Annotated in this window: 12 protein-coding genes; 9 read left to right on the forward strand and 3 right to left on the reverse strand. The window is 54.9% G+C overall.

The features are described 5' to 3' along the window. Positions 1 to 7: 7 nt before the first annotated feature. The gene (locus tag ACLCGK_RS06405; protein WP_410951530.1) at positions 8 to 940 is read right to left on the reverse strand and encodes a ParB/RepB/Spo0J family partition protein; all 933 of its coding nucleotides are present in this window, start codon (positions 938 to 940) and stop codon (positions 8 to 10) included. Then, positions 937 to 1,755 (reverse strand): ParA family protein, encoded by an 819-nt coding sequence (locus ACLCGK_RS06410; protein ID WP_082476775.1) that lies wholly within the window; start codon positions 1,753 to 1,755, stop codon positions 937 to 939. Before ACLCGK_RS06410 ends, ACLCGK_RS06405 begins: the two co-directional genes overlap by 4 nt. Before the next feature lie 3,789 nt (positions 1,756 to 5,544). Between ACLCGK_RS06410 and ACLCGK_RS06415 the strand changes: the two genes are divergently transcribed. The 9 genes from ACLCGK_RS06415 (at position 5,545) to ACLCGK_RS06455 (ending at position 16,262) form a co-directional block, all read left to right on the forward strand. Then, on the forward strand, positions 5,545 to 7,371 hold the full coding sequence (locus ACLCGK_RS06415; RefSeq protein WP_410951531.1) for a hypothetical protein: 1,827 nt from the start codon (positions 5,545 to 5,547) through the stop codon (positions 7,369 to 7,371). A gap of 246 nt (positions 7,372 to 7,617) precedes the next feature. Beyond that, complete coding sequence (gene parM, locus ACLCGK_RS06420; RefSeq protein ID WP_410951532.1) at positions 7,618 to 8,628, forward strand: plasmid segregation protein ParM domain-containing protein; 1,011 nt, start codon at positions 7,618 to 7,620, stop codon at positions 8,626 to 8,628. Continuing rightward, positions 8,628 to 9,146 carry a hypothetical protein gene (locus ACLCGK_RS06425; protein ID WP_410951533.1) on the forward strand — a complete coding sequence of 173 codons (519 nt, stop codon included), beginning with the start codon at positions 8,628 to 8,630 and terminating at the stop codon, positions 9,144 to 9,146. The genes parM and ACLCGK_RS06425 overlap by 1 nt, the downstream gene beginning before the upstream one ends. A gap of 2 nt (positions 9,147 to 9,148) precedes the next feature. Continuing rightward, a complete protein-coding gene (locus ACLCGK_RS06430) occupies positions 9,149 to 10,516 on the forward strand; it encodes an IcmP (DotM) (protein WP_410951534.1) in 1,368 nt (455 codons plus the stop codon). Then, on the forward strand, positions 10,513 to 10,833 hold the full coding sequence (locus ACLCGK_RS06435) for a hypothetical protein (RefSeq protein WP_056797643.1): 321 nt from the start codon (positions 10,513 to 10,515) through the stop codon (positions 10,831 to 10,833). Before ACLCGK_RS06430 ends, ACLCGK_RS06435 begins: the two co-directional genes overlap by 4 nt. Positions 10,834 to 10,898: 65 nt before the next feature. Continuing rightward, positions 10,899 to 13,427, forward strand: a complete 2,529-nt coding sequence (locus ACLCGK_RS06440; RefSeq protein WP_410951535.1) for a type IV secretory system conjugative DNA transfer family protein — start codon at positions 10,899 to 10,901, stop codon at positions 13,425 to 13,427. Between the two features lie 192 nt (positions 13,428 to 13,619). Beyond that, positions 13,620 to 14,099: a hypothetical protein gene (locus ACLCGK_RS06445; protein ID WP_056797648.1), complete on the forward strand. Its 480-nt coding sequence runs from the start codon at positions 13,620 to 13,622 to the stop codon at positions 14,097 to 14,099. A gap of 155 nt (positions 14,100 to 14,254) precedes the next feature. Continuing rightward, positions 14,255 to 15,577, forward strand: coding sequence for a hypothetical protein (locus tag ACLCGK_RS06450; protein ID WP_410951536.1), 1,323 nt, complete (start codon positions 14,255 to 14,257; stop codon positions 15,575 to 15,577). Then, positions 15,567 to 16,262, forward strand: a complete 696-nt coding sequence (locus ACLCGK_RS06455; protein ID WP_410951537.1) for a hypothetical protein — start codon at positions 15,567 to 15,569, stop codon at positions 16,260 to 16,262. Before ACLCGK_RS06450 ends, ACLCGK_RS06455 begins: the two co-directional genes overlap by 11 nt. 33 nt (positions 16,263 to 16,295) lie before the next feature. On the opposite strand, the gene ACLCGK_RS06460 is transcribed toward ACLCGK_RS06455, so the two are convergent. Continuing rightward, on the reverse strand, positions 16,296 to 17,477 hold the full coding sequence (locus ACLCGK_RS06460) for an AAA family ATPase (RefSeq protein ID WP_410951538.1): 1,182 nt from the start codon (positions 17,475 to 17,477) through the stop codon (positions 16,296 to 16,298). Positions 17,478 to 17,498: the final 21 nt, after the last annotated feature.

Genomic DNA, 17,498 nt, shown 5'->3' on the forward strand with positions numbered 1-17,498 from the left:
CCCTGCTTCAGGACTTCAGGAATTTTTCGACGAAATCGTGGAATTCCTGAATTTTGTCTTGCGGCAACTCCTCCTTGTTCAACGACAACGTTAGTGTTGTCGATGAGTGTGTCAGTGTCCCAACCGGTTTGCCCTCAAAGCTGACGGGTTCTGACTTTGGTTCCAAATCAACTCTTTTAGGCGAAGTCCTCGCGGGCTTTTCGGTCTTGATTTTGAGATTGGCCTCAACGTAAGAAATCAACTGCTTTCTGGTTTTGATGTTGCCGTGAACAAACCTGTCCATGGCATCCAGGACAACTTCCGTGAATTTTCCTGAATCATAACGACCCTTGTCATCAGTCAAAAACTGGCTGAGGGCCTCTGCTTCGGTCTTCCCAATGACCGTCAGGTTTTTTTCGATATACTGGATGACTGGTTCAGGAAATTTAGAGAAGGCATCGAGCTTGTAGTAATCCTGGTTCCTCAGCTGCAGGGATGCCATGATTTCTTTCGGCGTCTTACCCATTTGCCGTTGGATGACAATGGCCCGGTAATCTTCGTAAGCCGAAGGGTTCGAGCGCTGCTTGTTTTCACCAAAGCACATCGAGGCCATTTGCTCATCAGTGACTTCTCTGATGATGGCCAAAACCTTTCCATTTCGCCGGGTAGCGGCCCGCCAGCGATGCTCGCCAAAGATGATCTGGTAGTTGTCTCCAACGCGGCGAACACCAATCGGCTGTAGCTGGCCATCCTTATCGAATGCCTCCATCAGCTCTATGATTTTTTCCTCGGAGAAGTACAACCGGTACTGATAAGGGTTAGGCGAGATCCGCGAGCAGTCCAGGGTATGGATTTTCTCCCACTGCTTGGGCTCTTCATGCAGATTACTCGATACTTCCGCGATCCTACCGATCAGATCAGCACTCTTGGCAGTCAATTTATCTTTCAAGTTCATGGTCATGCGACCCCCTCCCCTGCTTGGTTCAACCACTTCTCCTTACTGGCAATGACAAAGTTGGCCAAGGCCTTGTAGGCTTTGGCGATGTCCGTCCTGGCCACGGCGCTGGCGACCAGCTCGCCCGTATGGGTGTTGTTGCGTACTTGTTGGCGGAATGGGATGGAAATATCCATTTTAGGCATCTTCATGTTGCCAAATGTCACCTTATCCTGAATGTTGCTGTCGAGCGCAGTACCTTTCTTCATCATCACCGGCAGCACGCCAAGGCACGATAGGCCCTTGTTGACCTGGGACACCTTCCTGAGCATGTTGTCTTCAAGCGGGATTAGACCCAGTTCGGAATAGGCCGAGTCGTCGATTGGCGTGATGAAATGGGTTGAAGCAACCAGGGCGTTTTCGACTGCCAGCCCCAAGTTCGGTGGACAGTCAATAATGATGAAGTCAACTTCTCCGTCGAGCAGCGCGATGCGATCGCTCAGGAGTTCAAAGGGCTTCATCCAGCGGTGCTTGTTGGATTCCAGCAGCATTTCTAGATCCCGATCAGCCATGATCATGTATAGGTTCGGAACGTTTGTTTCCTGGACAGCATCTTGAATTTCAACGCTTGGGTTGAACAGCAGCATCGACAGAGTCACGGTGCTTTCAAGGCCGACCAGGTGCGGCAACAGATGCGTTGTAGTGTTCATCTGCGGATCCGCATCGATAATCACCACTGACTTATTGGCGAATGCCAGGGCCGCCCCTAAGTTGATCGAGCTGGTGGACTTACCAACGCCACCTTTGTGGTTCACCAGGCTTATTACCATCGTTTGCTTCATTGCCACCCCCTCACAGTTGAGAACCATTCTCATCCAAATCAAGCCTTGAGTGACAAGATACCGAGTCATCTACCCAGGGTCAAGGTGCTCTCCCCAATTTGGGGTAGTTCCTGCAAAGATGCCAGCCAAGTCCCAATAGATGATAGACGTGCAAGTTCGGAATACAAGCGGAAGTCAGGGATTTTTGTTGTGGAATTTTCTGACAAGCTTCACCCTTCCACTATTCAAGTGCACTGAGGTCCCCTCCAAAATTGCCAAAGCCGCCTCAGTCATTGCTGTTTGACGCCCAATAAGCCATCTGTGAATCACGCCCCAAATTGGGGTTCAGGCCTGCTGGAGCATTGACATACGCTTTGACGTTACTCCCTGTGGAATTCAACTACCGGGCCCTGATCTTTTAGTTCCGGAACGAAAGGCTGCCAATCTTCGTGCAGATGCAGGGTCGATAACAGTAGCTCAGTAGCAATCACGAGGGTGAGAAGGGTCACTCCCAGTCTAGTGTTAACCCCAATTTGGGGTGACCCACGCACGCGAATGAACAATTTTGGCGAGCGCCTACGGATAGGTCTAGGACTACTGGCATCGGGGGGCTATCCGCATCGTCAGCCCAACTCAATTCATAGCTGCAGGCTCATCCCAATTTGGGGATGCATATCCCTGTTCGAACAGGTGCCTGGCGTGCTCGGATTGGCGCTCGTCTCGACTCACATGATCGCCTTATGCCATCCGCACCCCGAAGCCTCATCCCCAAATTTGCTTTCGTCATTCTTGACTGTCTAAGGGGTCTAGCGTCGACCTTGCCGGGACGATTCGCCTGCGACTCAGTCAGTTATGAGCAATGCCTGCCCTCCCCCCCTGCTATTGTGCGCGCCTGGCATCAGACTTCTCCATCACACCTTGGCGCCCAGATTTAAGCGACTACGCATGCCACCCCAAATTGGGGTGCGATCTGCAGGACAGTTAGACGAGTGGACATCAAGATGGCTCAAGGGGTCGCTTTGCAGAACAGCGACTTCAAGCACCATAAGCATCGGCTGCCTGTGCGCGGGGTTAGGCGGATATAGTGAAGGAAGGCTAGCCCCCAAATTGGGGATTGCCCAGCAGACAAAGACGGCAGTGATAACATGCTAGATGACTCAAAGCTGCAATGTGACACCCGCCGCAGAGCCTGACCGAAAGAAACACCGGTGACCAGGCAAACTTCGGAGAGTCAAATCTAGGCAAATGGCTGACGACAGAAATGCTCCCGGTGGATAGCCTTCCCCTGAGCGGACTCAGGCAACCATTCACAATGAAGCCTACCTGGCGCAGAGCGGATCACCCCAATTTGGGACATAGGGCTAGCCAGTACTCACATTCCAAGGCGACTTGGGCAAGAGGCTGACAGGCCGGATCTGGTTTGGCTGCGGACTGGTTGATAGCACTCAGGTCACGACCGTCAACCTACTCCACCCCCAAATTGGGGATGACGCTGAGAGGATAAGCCCTGAGAAGTCAGCGCCTTCGCTGCGCTAAGTAGATGGTCGCCGGCACACGGAGCCTGATACCACGGCTCCCCCAATTTGGGGAGGTCAGTGTTAATGCATACGCGGCAGACGATAGACTCACCGCCCTGATAAAATCTCGGCTGGGTTTATCCTCAGAACTCCACCATCGATCCTCCTAAACTGAGCAACCCCAAATTGGGGTGGTTATGATCAGCTGACAACTCGACTGTTACAGCCAACGGAAGGGCGTGGCAAGCCTGCGGGGAAGCTGTGAGATCAGGCGATTACCCGTAGTTGTAGCGAGTGGCGCATTACCCCAATTTGGGCTTGCGCCAAGACCAGCACAGATAGCTTGTCGGATCAGCCGGCCTGAGAAGCTAGGTGACCTGCCACAGGGTGCAGGATGGAGCCCCAATTTGGGGTGGCTGCCCCCTTTAGTTTCAGCTAAGGATGACTCGATGGCGCATGGTGCCAAGCATGTCCGAGGAAGTGCTACAAGAGGGCAGTCGGCGTTGCGAATTGGGGAGCACCCCAATTTGGGATGGGTGACTCACATCAAAATCACCACTTAACAACACTGACCATAGCTGATACGACAAGCAGTAATCGACTGCACCTGCGGATCCCCAAATTGGGGTAAAGCATCAACTCTAAAACTAAAGTCTGTCGCTCGTAGGCCCGACCCACAAAAGATCGGAAGGGCAGGAACAGATTCGAGGCAAGATTGATGACGACTCCATTACCCCAATTTGGGGTTATTCACATCCACGCCAACACCACAAAGGCCAACATGCCATACAGGCTGCCGATGCGGAGGCGGTTTACGAAAGTGCGCTACCGCAAAGCAGGGTGGTAACGACTCACGGAGCAGACCGAAATTTTTCATGCCCGAAGATAAGACAAACGACTACCCTGGTAGGAACCCCAAATTGGGGAAATCGTTGGATGTTGCGCGCAGCCGAATCATTCACGCACCTGACCATAGGCTTCAGGTGCGCATCGTCTCGTCATCTTGTCCAGCGGTCGGCGGTGTCGAGGGATTGATGGCACCCAACCGCTGACCCCTATTACGTGCACGGAAGAGCAGATGCAAGAAGGGGAGGGGAGGGGGGGAAGTGCCTTGAAAGGGCATTCCACTCAGGGCATTAAACATCCAGGATGAAGCACTTGAGACAGCTCTCCATGGGAGGCTAGAGCATGAGAATCAGCGGCAAAATTTGCCCAAGTATTATCAAGCGAGGCCCACTAACAAGCACAAGGGAGACGCCGAGCAAACCAATGATGAGTCCTGGACTGCGGTCGCATTGCAAATCATCAATATGCTAAAGCTGAACGCAACCGACGCGTCTTTTCTCTGGCGTCACCGGCAAGAGCCATAAGCGAAGCAAAGTGCTGGGTCAAGCAAACACTCTAAAAATGAAAGCGGGGAGGGCGCCCTGAGCAGCCCCTGAATCTCACAGGGATGCCCGGCAAGTAATTGGGTCAATCTTGTGGGCATTGATGTTACTCACTGATCACTGCTGTCGTGCAGGTTAGAGCTGAATCCAGTACAACCGTGTCACATTGGCCCAGAACAGCTGGGCATCCTAGACAGTCAAATCGATTGCATAGACACGCAATAACCGAGCAACTCAACGAGCACAAACGATAGCCAGCTAGATTGATGGCCTGTCCTATAAAGCCTGACCAGGGAGACGGTGATTCAGGATCTCTCGAAAACAAGCAAAGGGGCTACGATCTCGCCCTGGGTAGCCCAGTCCCTCCGACGCAAGTCGCAGTAAATGTTGTGGAAACGAAGCGGTGAGCCGGCGAGTGCCGCAGATCGTTGCCCAGGCCTGAACGAGATGTTCCTTTCATTAAAAGGGAGACTAGAACAAACCATCAATAAATTGCATCGCATGGCAGGGGAAGGGTCAACAAGCATGAACATCCATGGTCTTTTCAAGACTCAATCGAGCACACAGTGCAAGTGATGGCACATTGATACCATCAAATTAAGCAGGTTTTCAGATCACAGCTATAAACCAGCAGAACCGGACTAAAACACCATTAAGTCATTGATTATGCAGGCTTTTTTCTCAATTCCAGTTGTTGTCCAGTTTAAGCCTTTAGAAAATCTTAAAAGACTAAGCCAATCAATACGGGGTTTAACGGTCAATCACTGCTAGTTAAGCAGGAATCATGTTGGACAACACTGGACGAAGATATCTGCTTATGTGATGATATCTGGACTCTAACTGGAGACACCGCAAAGCCACGAAATCCGGGCTTTCGACTGCCACATCCACACCTGGACATCAAGATGATCACCGGACGAACGCTCAGAGATAAAGCAATCGACAGTTTCGGTCTGGCCGAGGCCGGCATCGCTTTGTTAGCGCTGGATCAACTGTTGAAAGTGGCCAACCTCGGTGAGGATGACAACACCTCGGACTTGTTCGATGCAGAAGACTGGGATTCGGTTGTTGAAACCGTCGTGAGCAATCTGGAGGGCAAGGGGAGTCAGGCCGAACTTGCTGCTGTACAGGCCAAGCTCATGATCTGGCGGATGGTCTACCGCCTTGAAAAGCTCTCAGGCAATCACCTGGCAAGCGAACCGGAGCCAGTGGAGCCCGCTGAGCTACTACCCACGCGTGCGGCCTATGCCCCGGTGGATTTGGGCTCCACCTTTCTTCGAGGCTGCCTCTATTATTCCGTGCAGACCCTGGTTTCCACCCCGCATGTCGTGGATGGAGTAGCTCAAGCGGGCAGCGAATCGATTGATGTGGTGGTGGTGCGATCCGACCGCACACTGCTAAATGTGATCGAAACCAAGTCCACCAAGGGGCGCCAGTCGCATATTTGTCGCCTGACTGATGGCACCTTGCTCCAAAAACCACCCATTGCAGGGTTTCAGTCGACTTGGTCATGGGATTCGATACAACGCTACCTGGCCAATGACTACACCCCGCAGAGCCTGCGGCACCTAGCCAGGCGTGTGTACCAGCACCTGCATGCCAAAGTGTGGCTTCCGGATCCTGATGATTACTGGGTGCTCACCTTTTCCTGCATCACCTCCTATGTCCAAGCCATCTTCGATGCTGTGCCTTTGATTCTTCTCAATGGAGAAGGTGGCACAGGAAAGAGCGACCTGGGCAAAGCCATGACAGATGTGTCCTGTAATGCGGTCATGATCGGCAAGACCAGCCCCTCCTCGATGATTCGCCTGATGGATGAAGCCAAAGGCTTGGTAGTGATTGACGACCTGGAATCCATTGGGGCAAGAGCGTCGGGCGCCGGTCGCGAATCGTTTTCAGAAATGGTGCAAGTGTTGAAGGTGAGCTATAAGAAAGCTTCCGCCAACAAGGTGATCACGAATGACCGCAAGAAAACCGAGATCGTAAATTTCTTTGGGGTCAAAATTGTCTCGAATACCACAGGAGTCGATCGGATCCTGGGAACACGGATGATTCAAATATCCACCCAGCTTATCCCCAAGGATCAGCTGGATCCGTTCCTTGCCCGACACGAGCTCAGTTCCGATGAACTGCATACGCTGCGAAATGAGTTGCATTGCTGGGCCTTTGACCATGTCAACGACGTCAGCAATGGCTACCGCAATCTGTTTGGTGCTAGCGCCGATCGTGAACAGGAAATTGCCGCACCGCTGAGGGTGCTGGCCAAGCTGTCAGGCCTGGCGGAGGCAGAACAGGCGATTGAGCGCTCGCTGGAGAAGCAGACAGAGCGCAAGATCACATTCCGTTCGGCCACCGATGCTCTGGCCTATGTGATTGAGCAATGCGCGAGGGAAGGGGCCAGAACGATCAGTGTGGTGGAGGTCATGCTCCGCCTCCGTCAGGCCATGGGGCAGAAGCCCATCAAAAGTAAGCCCCTGGTATGGATGAAGCCTGAGTGGGTCTCGAAGAAGCTGCGCGAGTTAGGCTGGGTGACAGCGAGCGCCGGTAGAAAAAACCTCTATGGCTACCAAATGCGCATTCTTGGGATTTCCGATGACAAGCGGCTGGAAGTCGGAGCGTTGACCAAGGAGGCCAGGTCGAACGATGCTTTTTGCAAGGGTTGCCTGGAATGTCCATTCAGGAATTATGGGTGTGAAATCATGCCTTATCGCGTCAAGCGCGAAGGCCTGTAACTGCCCACATCAGCTCGCGAGAAGCCAGGGACGGCTCGACCGCTCTGGCAACTAGACAGCATTACATTCCGGCGAGCGACGAGCTCAATAGCAGGTCGGCGAATTAAGGGGCATGCGCAGGAAACCCAGCGCCGGGAGAGCCTAGTCCGCTTATCTCATATATTGCTTGGCTTTGCCCGTTATTGGTTGAAGGTGATACCAGAGTCATTTAGTATTACGTATATTGACTGATAACGAGAATAAAAAATGTCAGAAAATCACCTTTTCGCGGGCGTTGATGACGGCAACCGCGAGACGAAAATTGTGGTATCCAATGGACTGCGCATCTCCACACCCTCCAGGGCCATGAGCGGCCTGTCCAATCAGATCTCGCTCAACGGCGCCAAAAGCGGCGTGTTCAGCTACCTGACCCAGGACGGCCCGTTTTCGGTTGGCAATATCGAGGCGGCTGAAGATACGGCCTATGATGGCTATCCAACCAGTGCCCAAAACCGTGTCATTGTGGCTCATGCGCTGCGCCAGCTCGGCCTTAACCAGTCGCATACCCTGGATATTGTCACCGGACTTCCACTCAAGCGCTTCTACCTCAACGGCGACCTGAACAAGGATCTTATCGGGCGCAAAAAGAAGAACCTGAAAATCTACGATGTCAAAGGTGTGGATGGGTATGCCCCGGCAGTCATCAAGCGGCATGATGTGCTGTCTGAGGCGATCGCCGGCTGGGTCAACTACGTCATCCAGCGCAATCCTGAGGGCAAGCTGAGCATTGTCAAGGAAAGGGCCCTTGAGCGCACAGCAATCATCGATATTGGTGGTCGCACGCTAGATATAGCTGTGGTCAAGGACTGGGTGCTCGATCGAGATCGCTCCACCACCGATGAAATCGGCATGATCAAAATCGTCACCGCCCTCAAGGATCGTCTGTACGACTTCTTCAACGGTGTCGACCTGACTGACGAGCAAGTCGAACAAGCGCTCACCACCCGCCAGGTGAAGGTCAAAGGCAAACTGCATGTCGTCGGCGAAATCGTCGATTCGGCAACGATGTCGGTGCTGAACAGTATCAAGGCCACCGTCATGCGCCAACTGCAGAAGTCCGGTGACATTGACACGGTGTTTTTCATCGGCGGCACCAGCGAGTTCCTGAGGCCCCACCTGGCAGATTGGTTTGAGCAACAGGTGCTGCTGGAAGATGCCGCATTTGCCAACGCCGAAGGCATGCTCAAGTACGCCGAATTTGCGATGGGGCAGAAGTAATGCGCCATCGCAAGGTCATTAGTCTGTACGAGGCTGACCCCAGTCATGCTGAACTCCTGGAGTATCTGGAGGGTATTGAAGGCCGGAATCGTCAGGCCCAGGCCTTGCTGCAAATGCTCATGATCGGGGCTCGTGTCGTCCTGCGTCAGGAGAGTGGTGAACAAGCCTGGTTTGCGGCGCGCAACCCCGACGTGCGCACCGTGCGTAGAGAGGCAAAAGCCCGACAAAAACCGATCCCCGTTGCCGAAGTGCCAGCGCTGAGTTCAACTCCACCGCCAGGGACAGCGGCACAAGCACCCGCAGGCCTCCCGGTTCCGCCACTGCGGGTTGAGCACCCACCGGCTGTAGAGCCCGATCCGATAAGCCCGAAAGAGCCTGCTGAGGGAGTTGTGGAGCTCGCAGGCACCTACGAAACCCTGCTGCCATCGCCCCCAGACAACGCCGCTTACCCCGATGAAGACGATGATGACGACTTCATGGATCCCCTACAAAGACTTCAAATGATGAGAGAGGAATAGTCATGGCTCAACGCGGAGCGGGCGCTTCAGACACCAACATGGAGATGTGGGCGTTTCTGATCGTCGTCCTGGTTTGTCTGGCCTTTTGGCTGATCAGCCACAATTTCTGGGTATACGCAACGATGTGGCGGTGGGTGAGGATTGCCGAAATTTCGCTATTCGCCTTCACCGTGCCCCATGCCGTGGAAAATCTGATCGGCGTCGATTTCGGCGCCGGGCTTCGCTTCCTCCTGGACACCAAGCCAACCTTGATGACGGCGTCGATGATCAGCGGGTTCGACAACATTTATGTGAAGTTCTTCAACTGGCTGCCAGGCGGCTTCCTCGCCATTGCCGGTGCCAAGCTATTTTTGGCCTCGGAAAACGTCTCCTTCAACAAATACAACATGGAGTCGTTGTTGCTGAAAATGTCCAGGGCGTTTCCCAACAACCGGATGTTCTTGAACGTGCACCCGGAGCTGACCCCGCTGGATTTCTACCCGGATGACCCGGACAGCTACGAGTACTCGATGGCAATGACCGAGCGTCAATTTGCCCAGTGCGTTCCACCCGTGGGCCTGGACAAGGAAGCCAAGCGCGATGCGTCCTTGCGCAAGGCCATTTGGGATGGCCAGCAGGGCTTCAATGACGACCTGTGTCGCAAGGCCTTCGACAAGCAGCTGGGCAGCCTGTACATGGGTCACAACCGCCTCAATGAAGACGAGAAGAAGCTGGCGGATCTGTTCAGAAGCAAGATCCTGGTCAAGCGCATTGAGGTATTGCCCATCCTCATGGACTATGTCGCGCAGATTACCGAGCACCGCAACGCGAACAAGCTCATTCCTACCGACAAGAAAGCCCTGGCCGCCCTGGACATCAAGACCCTGCCCAAAGCTCAGGTCAAGCTGCAGGAGGACTTTGGTTCCCACAAAGCGCTGGTTGAAATGCTGACCACCATGATCGACGGGATGTACAAGAAACACGGCGCCACGCTCAAAGTCAAGGAGTCGGACATCCGTTCGATGGTCTCCAACAAGGATCTGAAAAACACGCTGCGTCACATCATGGCCGACAGCAGATTGGCCAGGCATGCTTTCACCTACACCGGGCTCATGACCCTCCTGGAAGCCGCCCGCGATGGCGCCACCCTGGCACCATCATCGTTCCGCTGGCTGAAGGGGCGCAACCGCACCCTGTGGTATGCCCTCAACTGCGTCGGCAAGAAAACTGCCTTCACCGAATCAGCTGGCACCTACGGGCACTGGCTGCTGGAGAAAGAGATCAAGATCAGCGTCCCGCATGCTGAAACCACCGAGGCGATCGAAGCCTTGCGCATTGCCCTGGAATTGCCGGCGCGGGCGGGCGCCGCCAAACAGGATGAGTGGACTTGAGTCGGCGTGACTGTGTCGAGATTCGCGAGCAGCCAATGACCAATGACTGCTCCCGGATCTTCAACATCCTCAGTGACTGGGCGCACCTGGAAGGGCAGGGCGGCTGGGCCGACGAGGTGTTTTCAACCCAAACAGTCAGGCATGTCCTGAATGCCGCCAATTGCCATGCCCAGCGCCTTTCATTTGCCCTGAGTCTTCTGCTGGGAATTGAGCCAAGCGAGTGCGCGAAGGCCCTGGGCGCTCCCGAGGAGATCGCCAGGCTGGAGTCTATCCTGGAGCGGTGTCGGCGAAAAGAGGGCAGGATAAAGATTTCCTAAAATTCGCTTTTGATGTAAATTGGTCGTAACTGGATTAACCCTATAATAATAAGAATGGGCAAACCATGGTTCACGGTATTTCCAAGAATGCGGATCTTGATCCGGCGTTGCTACATCGCGAGGTGCGCCCGTTCCGTTATCGGATCAAGGACTTCTTCGCCATCGCAGGTGGTGCAGTCACGGCCTTCTTTGGCTGCTCGGCGTTCATCACCCCCTGGATAGGTTATGGGGCCGCCTCCGACTTCATGATCTTCTTCGGTTTGATCATGCTCATGCTCAGCCGAAACAATCGTCGGGCCTACCCTCTGCGCCGACCGATGGATCCGCTGGAGATCGACCCGACCGTTAAGCTCAAGCCCGAGGACAAAGGGGATCCGAAAAAAATTCTCAAGCGGCGGATGGGCAACGGCATCATCCTGATTGGCAATGACAAGGTCAGTGGCGAGGCGTTTTGGGTCTCCAACGATGATGCCCGTACCCATATGCTGGTGTTCGGATCTACCGGCAGCGGCAAGACCCGGTTCTTGCTGGGGCTGTTCTACCAGGCCCTGTTGCTCGGTTCCGGGGTCATGTACGTCGACGGGAAGGGCGACACGACGGTATTTGGCCTGGTCTTCTCGATGGTCAGGCGCCTGGGTCGTGAAGATGACCTGCTGCTGATCAACTACCTGACAGGCTCAAAATCACCCGGTGCAAAAGGCGACGGGACACGCCTGTCAAACACCACAAACCCCTTCGCCTACGGCCCGTCCGCCCAGTTGCGTTCACTGGTCGTGAGCTTGATGCGTGACGGTGGCGGCGACGACATGTGGAAAGGCCGAGCCAGTGCATTGCTCGCCGCCTTGCTGGACACCCTGGTCTACCTGCGTGATTCCGGTGAGATCAACATGGACGTCGGGAAGTTGCGTGATTACATGCCACTTGATCGGGTTCTTGAACTTACCCAACGCCGTGATATTCCTGAGCATGGCATTGTGCAGCTCAAGAAATACTTGCTCGACCTGCCCGGCTATAACGAAGACGATGCACTCAATGGCTCGCTGTCGCCAAAGTGCTACGAACAACATGGGTACCTGCAAATGCAGCTAACCGAGGTACTCTCTGAGTTGTCCTCGACCTATGCGCATATCTTTAACGCCCCCATGGGTGAGGTGGACTACAAGGACTTGGTTTATAACCGCCGAATCCTGTTTGTGATGTTGCCAGCCCTCGAAAAAGACCCGGACGCGCTGTCAGGTCTTGGCAAACTGGTCGTAGCCGGGGTTCGAAGCGCACTGGCGCCAGCACTGGGCGAAAAGGTGGAAGGCTCCCACGAAGAAGTTATGGATGCCAAACCCACCAACTCCGATGTGCCGTTCCTGCTTATTCTCGATGAATATGGGTATTACTCCGTGAAGGGCTTCTCGGTAGTTGCCGCGCAGGCCCGATCGCTGGGTATTGCGGTAATCTTCGCCGGCCAGGACTTCCCAAGCTTTAAACGCGGGGGCGAGGACGAAGCCAAATCCGTAACAGCCAACACCAACATTAAAGTCTTCATGAAGCTTGAAGACCAGGGCGACACTTTCCAGTTGGCTGTTGAACGTGCGGGCGAAGGTGAAACTGCTGCGACCGCTGGTCATGAAGTCAAGGGTGAATTGGTATCGGGTTACGCCGACAACCTGCAAACCCGCATCGAACGCCGCAAGCGGATCACCATTCGCGACCTGGTCGACCAGAAGCCTGGCGAGGCACATGTCATGTTTGGTGACTTGCTGGTTCGCTGCAGGTTGTTTTACGCCGAACCCAACCAATCACCTGAGTACCGCATCAACCGCATGTTGATGGTGAACCGCCCACGGCAGGAAACCATCAAGCAGATCACCCAGGCCCGTGGCAACATTGGCAAGGTCTTCGATTCTGGCCTGCCGCTGAGCAAGCTGAAAAACACCGATCTTGATGCGGGTCTGAAGGCCCTATTCACCGGCTACGAATTGGCCCGTGACCGCAACCAGGATCCCAATGGCAGTGCACGCCTCGCCTTTGGCCTGATGGAATACCAGGAGCAGTTGCTCGACGAAACCTTTGTGAGAGCAATCAAGGGGGATACATCACCGGTCGCGCCACAAAAATCACGAGTGGAGCCGACCATCACTGAGCGACCCCAGCCAACTGCCGATCAGCACCGCGAAGAGCGCAGGGTGGAGATCGACAAGGCTCAGGATGACGAACTTCAACACCAGGTCAGTTCGGGCCTGCCATTCATGCGGGAAGCCTACGAATCGGACAATGAGCTGAAGGAAGAAGCGAAAGGCATCTATAAATCGCTCTCTGAGCTCATCAACGACACCATTCAAGAGCAGATCGATAGCCATGAAGAGCCTCTGTCGCCGAAGGCGCAGGCGGAAGCACTGCCATTGCAGCAGTTGAAAGCGATTGAAATGGAGCATGGCCTTGATGAAGAGGATGCTGAAGCCGAAGCGCGTCGTGGCCTGGAGATCATCGATGAGCGCATTCAATACCCGAGCGAGCCACAGCCCAATCGCCTCAGCGAAGAAATCGTGAGTAAGACTTTGGAGCTGATGCTCAAGCAAATCGACAAGAACAAGGACGCCTGAGCTGCAGGCACACACAACCCGGCAATGCCGGGTTTTTTATCGAAAAAATAATTTTCAATTGAATTTAGCAGGTGATTGCTGCCCCAGATCAAAACAACGGCGATTTTATAACTGAATCCGCGCCAGGTGCGAATTGTCACTGTGTTGGCTCATTGCGGAAACTGAAGTTAATAAGAATAAGAGGAAGCCGTCATGTCCCTAAGCAGCCATTACAACCTGCGCGATCTCAAAAAGAACGTGGAAAACATCCGCATCGACAACCTGATTCAAGCAGTCTCGGGGGCTGAACTGCACTCTGGCGATGACAAGACCAAGCACTTCCAGGCCAAGCTGCTGATCGACGTTCAGACCCTGAACCCGGAAGAGATGAGCCTGCTGCGCGACTCCGCTCCGTTGCCAAGCTATGCCGGTGGCAAGTTCGTCGCTGCCTATCGCATGGGCAAGCAGTTCATGGAAGAAAACAAGGACAACATGCATGAGCTGCTCATTGGCAAGCTGTCGAAGGCCGTGACGGCCACCTACGAAGCCCGCGTTGAGCAGGCCAATGAGGGTGTGTTCATGCGCGACTCCCAGCTGCCTACGCAGAAGGAAGGCTTCTTCGCCAGACTGGTCGGCAGCTTCACCAGCAAGCCGAAACCGGTTCACCAGGAGTCTTCGATGGGCATGCGCTAACCGCGCTTGGCAACACAAAGGATTTGCACGTATATTGACGTATAGGCGTCAGTTACACGCAGATCCTTTTTCATTGTCAACGGATACCCCAGGGACTTGAATAATCGCCAATCCGGGGCTACGATTTGACCATAAATTGATTCGAGGTACTCGTTATGTCTTCAGAAAGCCGCGCAGGTACGCCCATCCTTGGCAGCGTCGAAGCACTCAAGAAAGGGTCGACTGCAGGTTTTGTAGGCTATCCCACTCGCTATATGATTGGCGACCATCCATCCGACCAGTATGTGGAAGGGGTTGACCAGGCGGGGGCGCGGTTTACGCTGCAGCTGACGGTGCCAGAGCGGTTCATTCAGGAAGCAAAGAAGAAAAAGGACGTCATCATCCCCGACCTTGCCTCACTGAGTGAAACCCATCGCACAGCCCGCAACCCCTGTTTTGCTGACGAGACCAACGGCCCCGGCTCAATGACAGGGGGAGTGTTCCTGGCAGAGCAGGTCAAGGTGGTGGATGCCGAAAAGAACATCCTGTCGTGCAACTGGCTCTCAGTGTTGCGCGCCGAAGATCGTGCGGCCAAGCCCAAGATCGGCGTGGGATACCTGGAGATGAACCGTATCCCCATGAACACTGCGGAGTACGAACAGCAGCGGATCCGCCTGATGGAGATGAATGCCATCCTGGAAGCGGCGACCGAATCGACTGAAGAGCTCGAAGGCATGAGCCTGCTCGAATACAGCATGATGCGCGAGCAGCTCGCCATCGACCTGTACATCAACCAGAAGAAGAGCTTTTACATCGGCGTCGATGTCCAGTACCAGCGCCTTGAAGCCCTGAATCTGGACAACGAGGCCAAGGTGCGCAGCACCATCCTGGAAATGATCGAATCCAACAGTCAATGCGGCATGTACGGCGGCGTCATCATGCGCCCCGTTGATAACTCGGGACAGTCTCGAATTGTTCAGGTGGATGGGATTCGCCGCCTGAATCACCAGTTCGATTACCGGGAACAGAAGGTTCCCGATGTCACGACCATCTGGGATGAATTTGTCCCGCGTGGTTCGGGCTGGCTCAAGTTCATGAAGAAAAAAGGCTTCGAGATCGAGATCATTCCGATCCAGCGTGTCAACTGCGGCCCCATTTCCAACGAGAAGTACCTCAAGGAATTCATGCGCGGCGGCCATGGCATGCCCAAGCAACTCAAGGCTTTTGTCGACAAACGCTTCCACTTCGCGCCGTTCGTGAACTTTGCGAACCAGAACGCCTACCTGGCGTGCCCGATTGCCATGCGCAATGCCGACACCGTCAAGCGTGAGTTTCGGGCGAACAATACCGTGCTTCTGAGCAGCATTCATGCGTACGGCAAGGCCATTGGCAACGTCCTGGAGCTGGACAAGAACTGCGATCGCACCTTGAAGCTCTCCGCTACGCCTGCGCCGTTCGTGCGCGCCCCACGGGACGATCACCCAGCCTATGGCCAATAACGTTGCTGCGCGGCGCCAGGAGGCCTCTCAGGTGGCCTCGGTGGTGCCAGTTCTGCCAGGCTGGTCGGTTGGCCAGATGAAGGCGCACATCAACCACCTGGTGCAGGCGCAGGACTACCAGGCATTGCGCGACCTGCACATGTTGCACTTGAGCGATGCCAAGCAAGGGCATATGGCCGTCTTGTTAGGCACCAGCCGCTCGTTCAACCTGTTCATTGTCACCACCTACGCGTCCTTCGCGCCCGAGATCAGCCGAGCGGCCATCGAATTTGGCAGGCATCTGTACTTGCGTGACGGCATCGTCGGTGACGTGCAGATTGAAGCGATGCTACTGGAAACCGCTTGGGCCTTGGAATTTTTCCAGGACATCGATCACCTGGAGATGTTTCCTGCCGAGTTCCAGACCCTGCTCCTGGAGCATGGCGCCCCCGTCCTGGCCAACCTCGGGGCATTTGAGGGTGCCCCGCTGGTCAACCTCCAGCACGGTTATGAAACAGCCCCGGTGCGCTGCATCAAGAACCTGCAGCTCATGGCGCTTGCCGATCGACGCCTGGCCCTCAACACCATTCAGGATCATTCCCTGGCCGCGCTGGTCGTGCAGCTGAACCTGGTCACCCGCGACGACCTGGACAGCATCGACAATGAAATTGTGCGCTGTGCCGTCTTGGAAAGTGAATTGCTGTAAGGGGCGGCCTAACAGAACGCTCGCCCCTTTCCTTTAGGGCTCAGGATCGCAGATCGGTTTTCGACTGGTTTCGTTGATCCGGTACTCCACTGAGGCAGCCTCGGTGGCCAAGGGCACCTCCCATTTAAATAGCATATCCCGAATACCCTCATTCTTCAGGGAGGTGTCCCGCTTGCTGTTGCGTTGATAAATAACCTTTTCTGGTTGCTCCAGGTACACCAGCTGCACGTCCGCATGGTAATCATGAAGAAAATCGAGGGTTTGGGTGCGCATTTGAGCCGAGAGCAGGGTGGTGTTCCACACAAAAGGCTCCTGTCGGCGGAGCAGTTCCCTGGCCTTGTCGTAGGCATAATGCGCGGCAGCCCCGTTGTTCTTGCCATACCGGAGCCCCAGTTCGTCACGGGCATCATCAATGGACACCACGGGAAGCCCTGGGCGGTGTTGGCTTACCCAGTGGTTTTTGCCAGATGCCGGCATGCCGCACATCACGGTAACCTGCGAACCTGTGCGCTCACGGAAAAACGGGTAGTCCGGCGAGATCGAGGCGCCGCGCAGGTAGCAGAGCTTGGTGTAGGTGTCCGGAAATTGCTTGGCCGATCGCAGGCAGCCTTCATCCTCGGCAAGCATGCGAAACAGCTCGATGTCGGCCAGCACGTTCCGCTTGTCGTGATAGACCCGTCCTTCCATGTCAGCCACCGCCATGGCACACAGCATCCACAGCTGCTGTTCGCAGGACAGCTTGTGAATCAGGAACTCAGCCGGCTTGCCGCTGCGCTTGTCACCATTGAGGGCAAAAAAGGGCAATTGGTGCACGGTGATGATCCGGCAGATTTCCTCACGCAGCTCGAAAGGCACCCCAGCCCGCCATAGCAGGATCCGGGCATCAATCGCGCCACGTCGCGAATGACCGGGCTGGCCGATTTTGCCAGTGACGGGGTCAATCACCGTGGTCGAAGGCTTGGCGATGTCGTGTAGCAGCGCGGCGTAGAACAAGACAAAGCGTTCATTCTCAGTCGCGCTGCGGTAGTCTGGGCCGTTGACCATGGCGCCCACCACCAGGTCAGTATGGACAAGTACGTTCCCCTCTGCGTGGTAGGAGGGGTCTTGGGGAGTCGCCTCCAGCAGCGCGAGCGCAGGGATCAGCTCGATCAGCGCTTTCATGTCATGGGCCTGGCCAGGGCCAACCACCAGTTTCTGCATCTCATGGTACGTCATGCGAGAAATCCTCTTTCAAGC

Source organism: Pseudomonas sp. S1(2024) (assembly GCF_046557535.1).

Bases quoted from the DNA above. Each gene is read 5' to 3' on its own strand.
- ACLCGK_RS06440 (WP_410951535.1), top strand. From the start codon at position 10,899: ATGGTTCACGGTATTTCCAAGAATGCGGATCTTGATCCGGCGTTGCTA.
- ACLCGK_RS06450 (WP_410951536.1), top strand. From the start codon at position 14,255: ATGTCTTCAGAAAGCCGCGCAGGTACGCCCATCCTTGGCAGCGTCGAA.
- ACLCGK_RS06460 (WP_410951538.1), bottom strand. From the start codon at position 17,477: ATGACGTACCATGAGATGCAGAAACTGGTGGTTGGCCCTGGCCAGGCC.
- ACLCGK_RS06430 (WP_410951534.1), top strand. From the start codon at position 9,149: ATGGCTCAACGCGGAGCGGGCGCTTCAGACACCAACATGGAGATGTGG.
- ACLCGK_RS06455 (WP_410951537.1), top strand. From the start codon at position 15,567: ATGGCCAATAACGTTGCTGCGCGGCGCCAGGAGGCCTCTCAGGTGGCC.
- ACLCGK_RS06425 (WP_410951533.1), top strand. From the start codon at position 8,628: ATGCGCCATCGCAAGGTCATTAGTCTGTACGAGGCTGACCCCAGTCAT.
- ACLCGK_RS06445 (WP_056797648.1), top strand. From the start codon at position 13,620: ATGTCCCTAAGCAGCCATTACAACCTGCGCGATCTCAAAAAGAACGTG.
- parM (WP_410951532.1), top strand. From the start codon at position 7,618: ATGTCAGAAAATCACCTTTTCGCGGGCGTTGATGACGGCAACCGCGAG.
- ACLCGK_RS06405 (WP_410951530.1), bottom strand. From the start codon at position 940: ATGACCATGAACTTGAAAGATAAATTGACTGCCAAGAGTGCTGATCTG.
- ACLCGK_RS06415 (WP_410951531.1), top strand. From the start codon at position 5,545: ATGATCACCGGACGAACGCTCAGAGATAAAGCAATCGACAGTTTCGGT.
- ACLCGK_RS06410 (WP_082476775.1), bottom strand. From the start codon at position 1,755: ATGAAGCAAACGATGGTAATAAGCCTGGTGAACCACAAAGGTGGCGTT.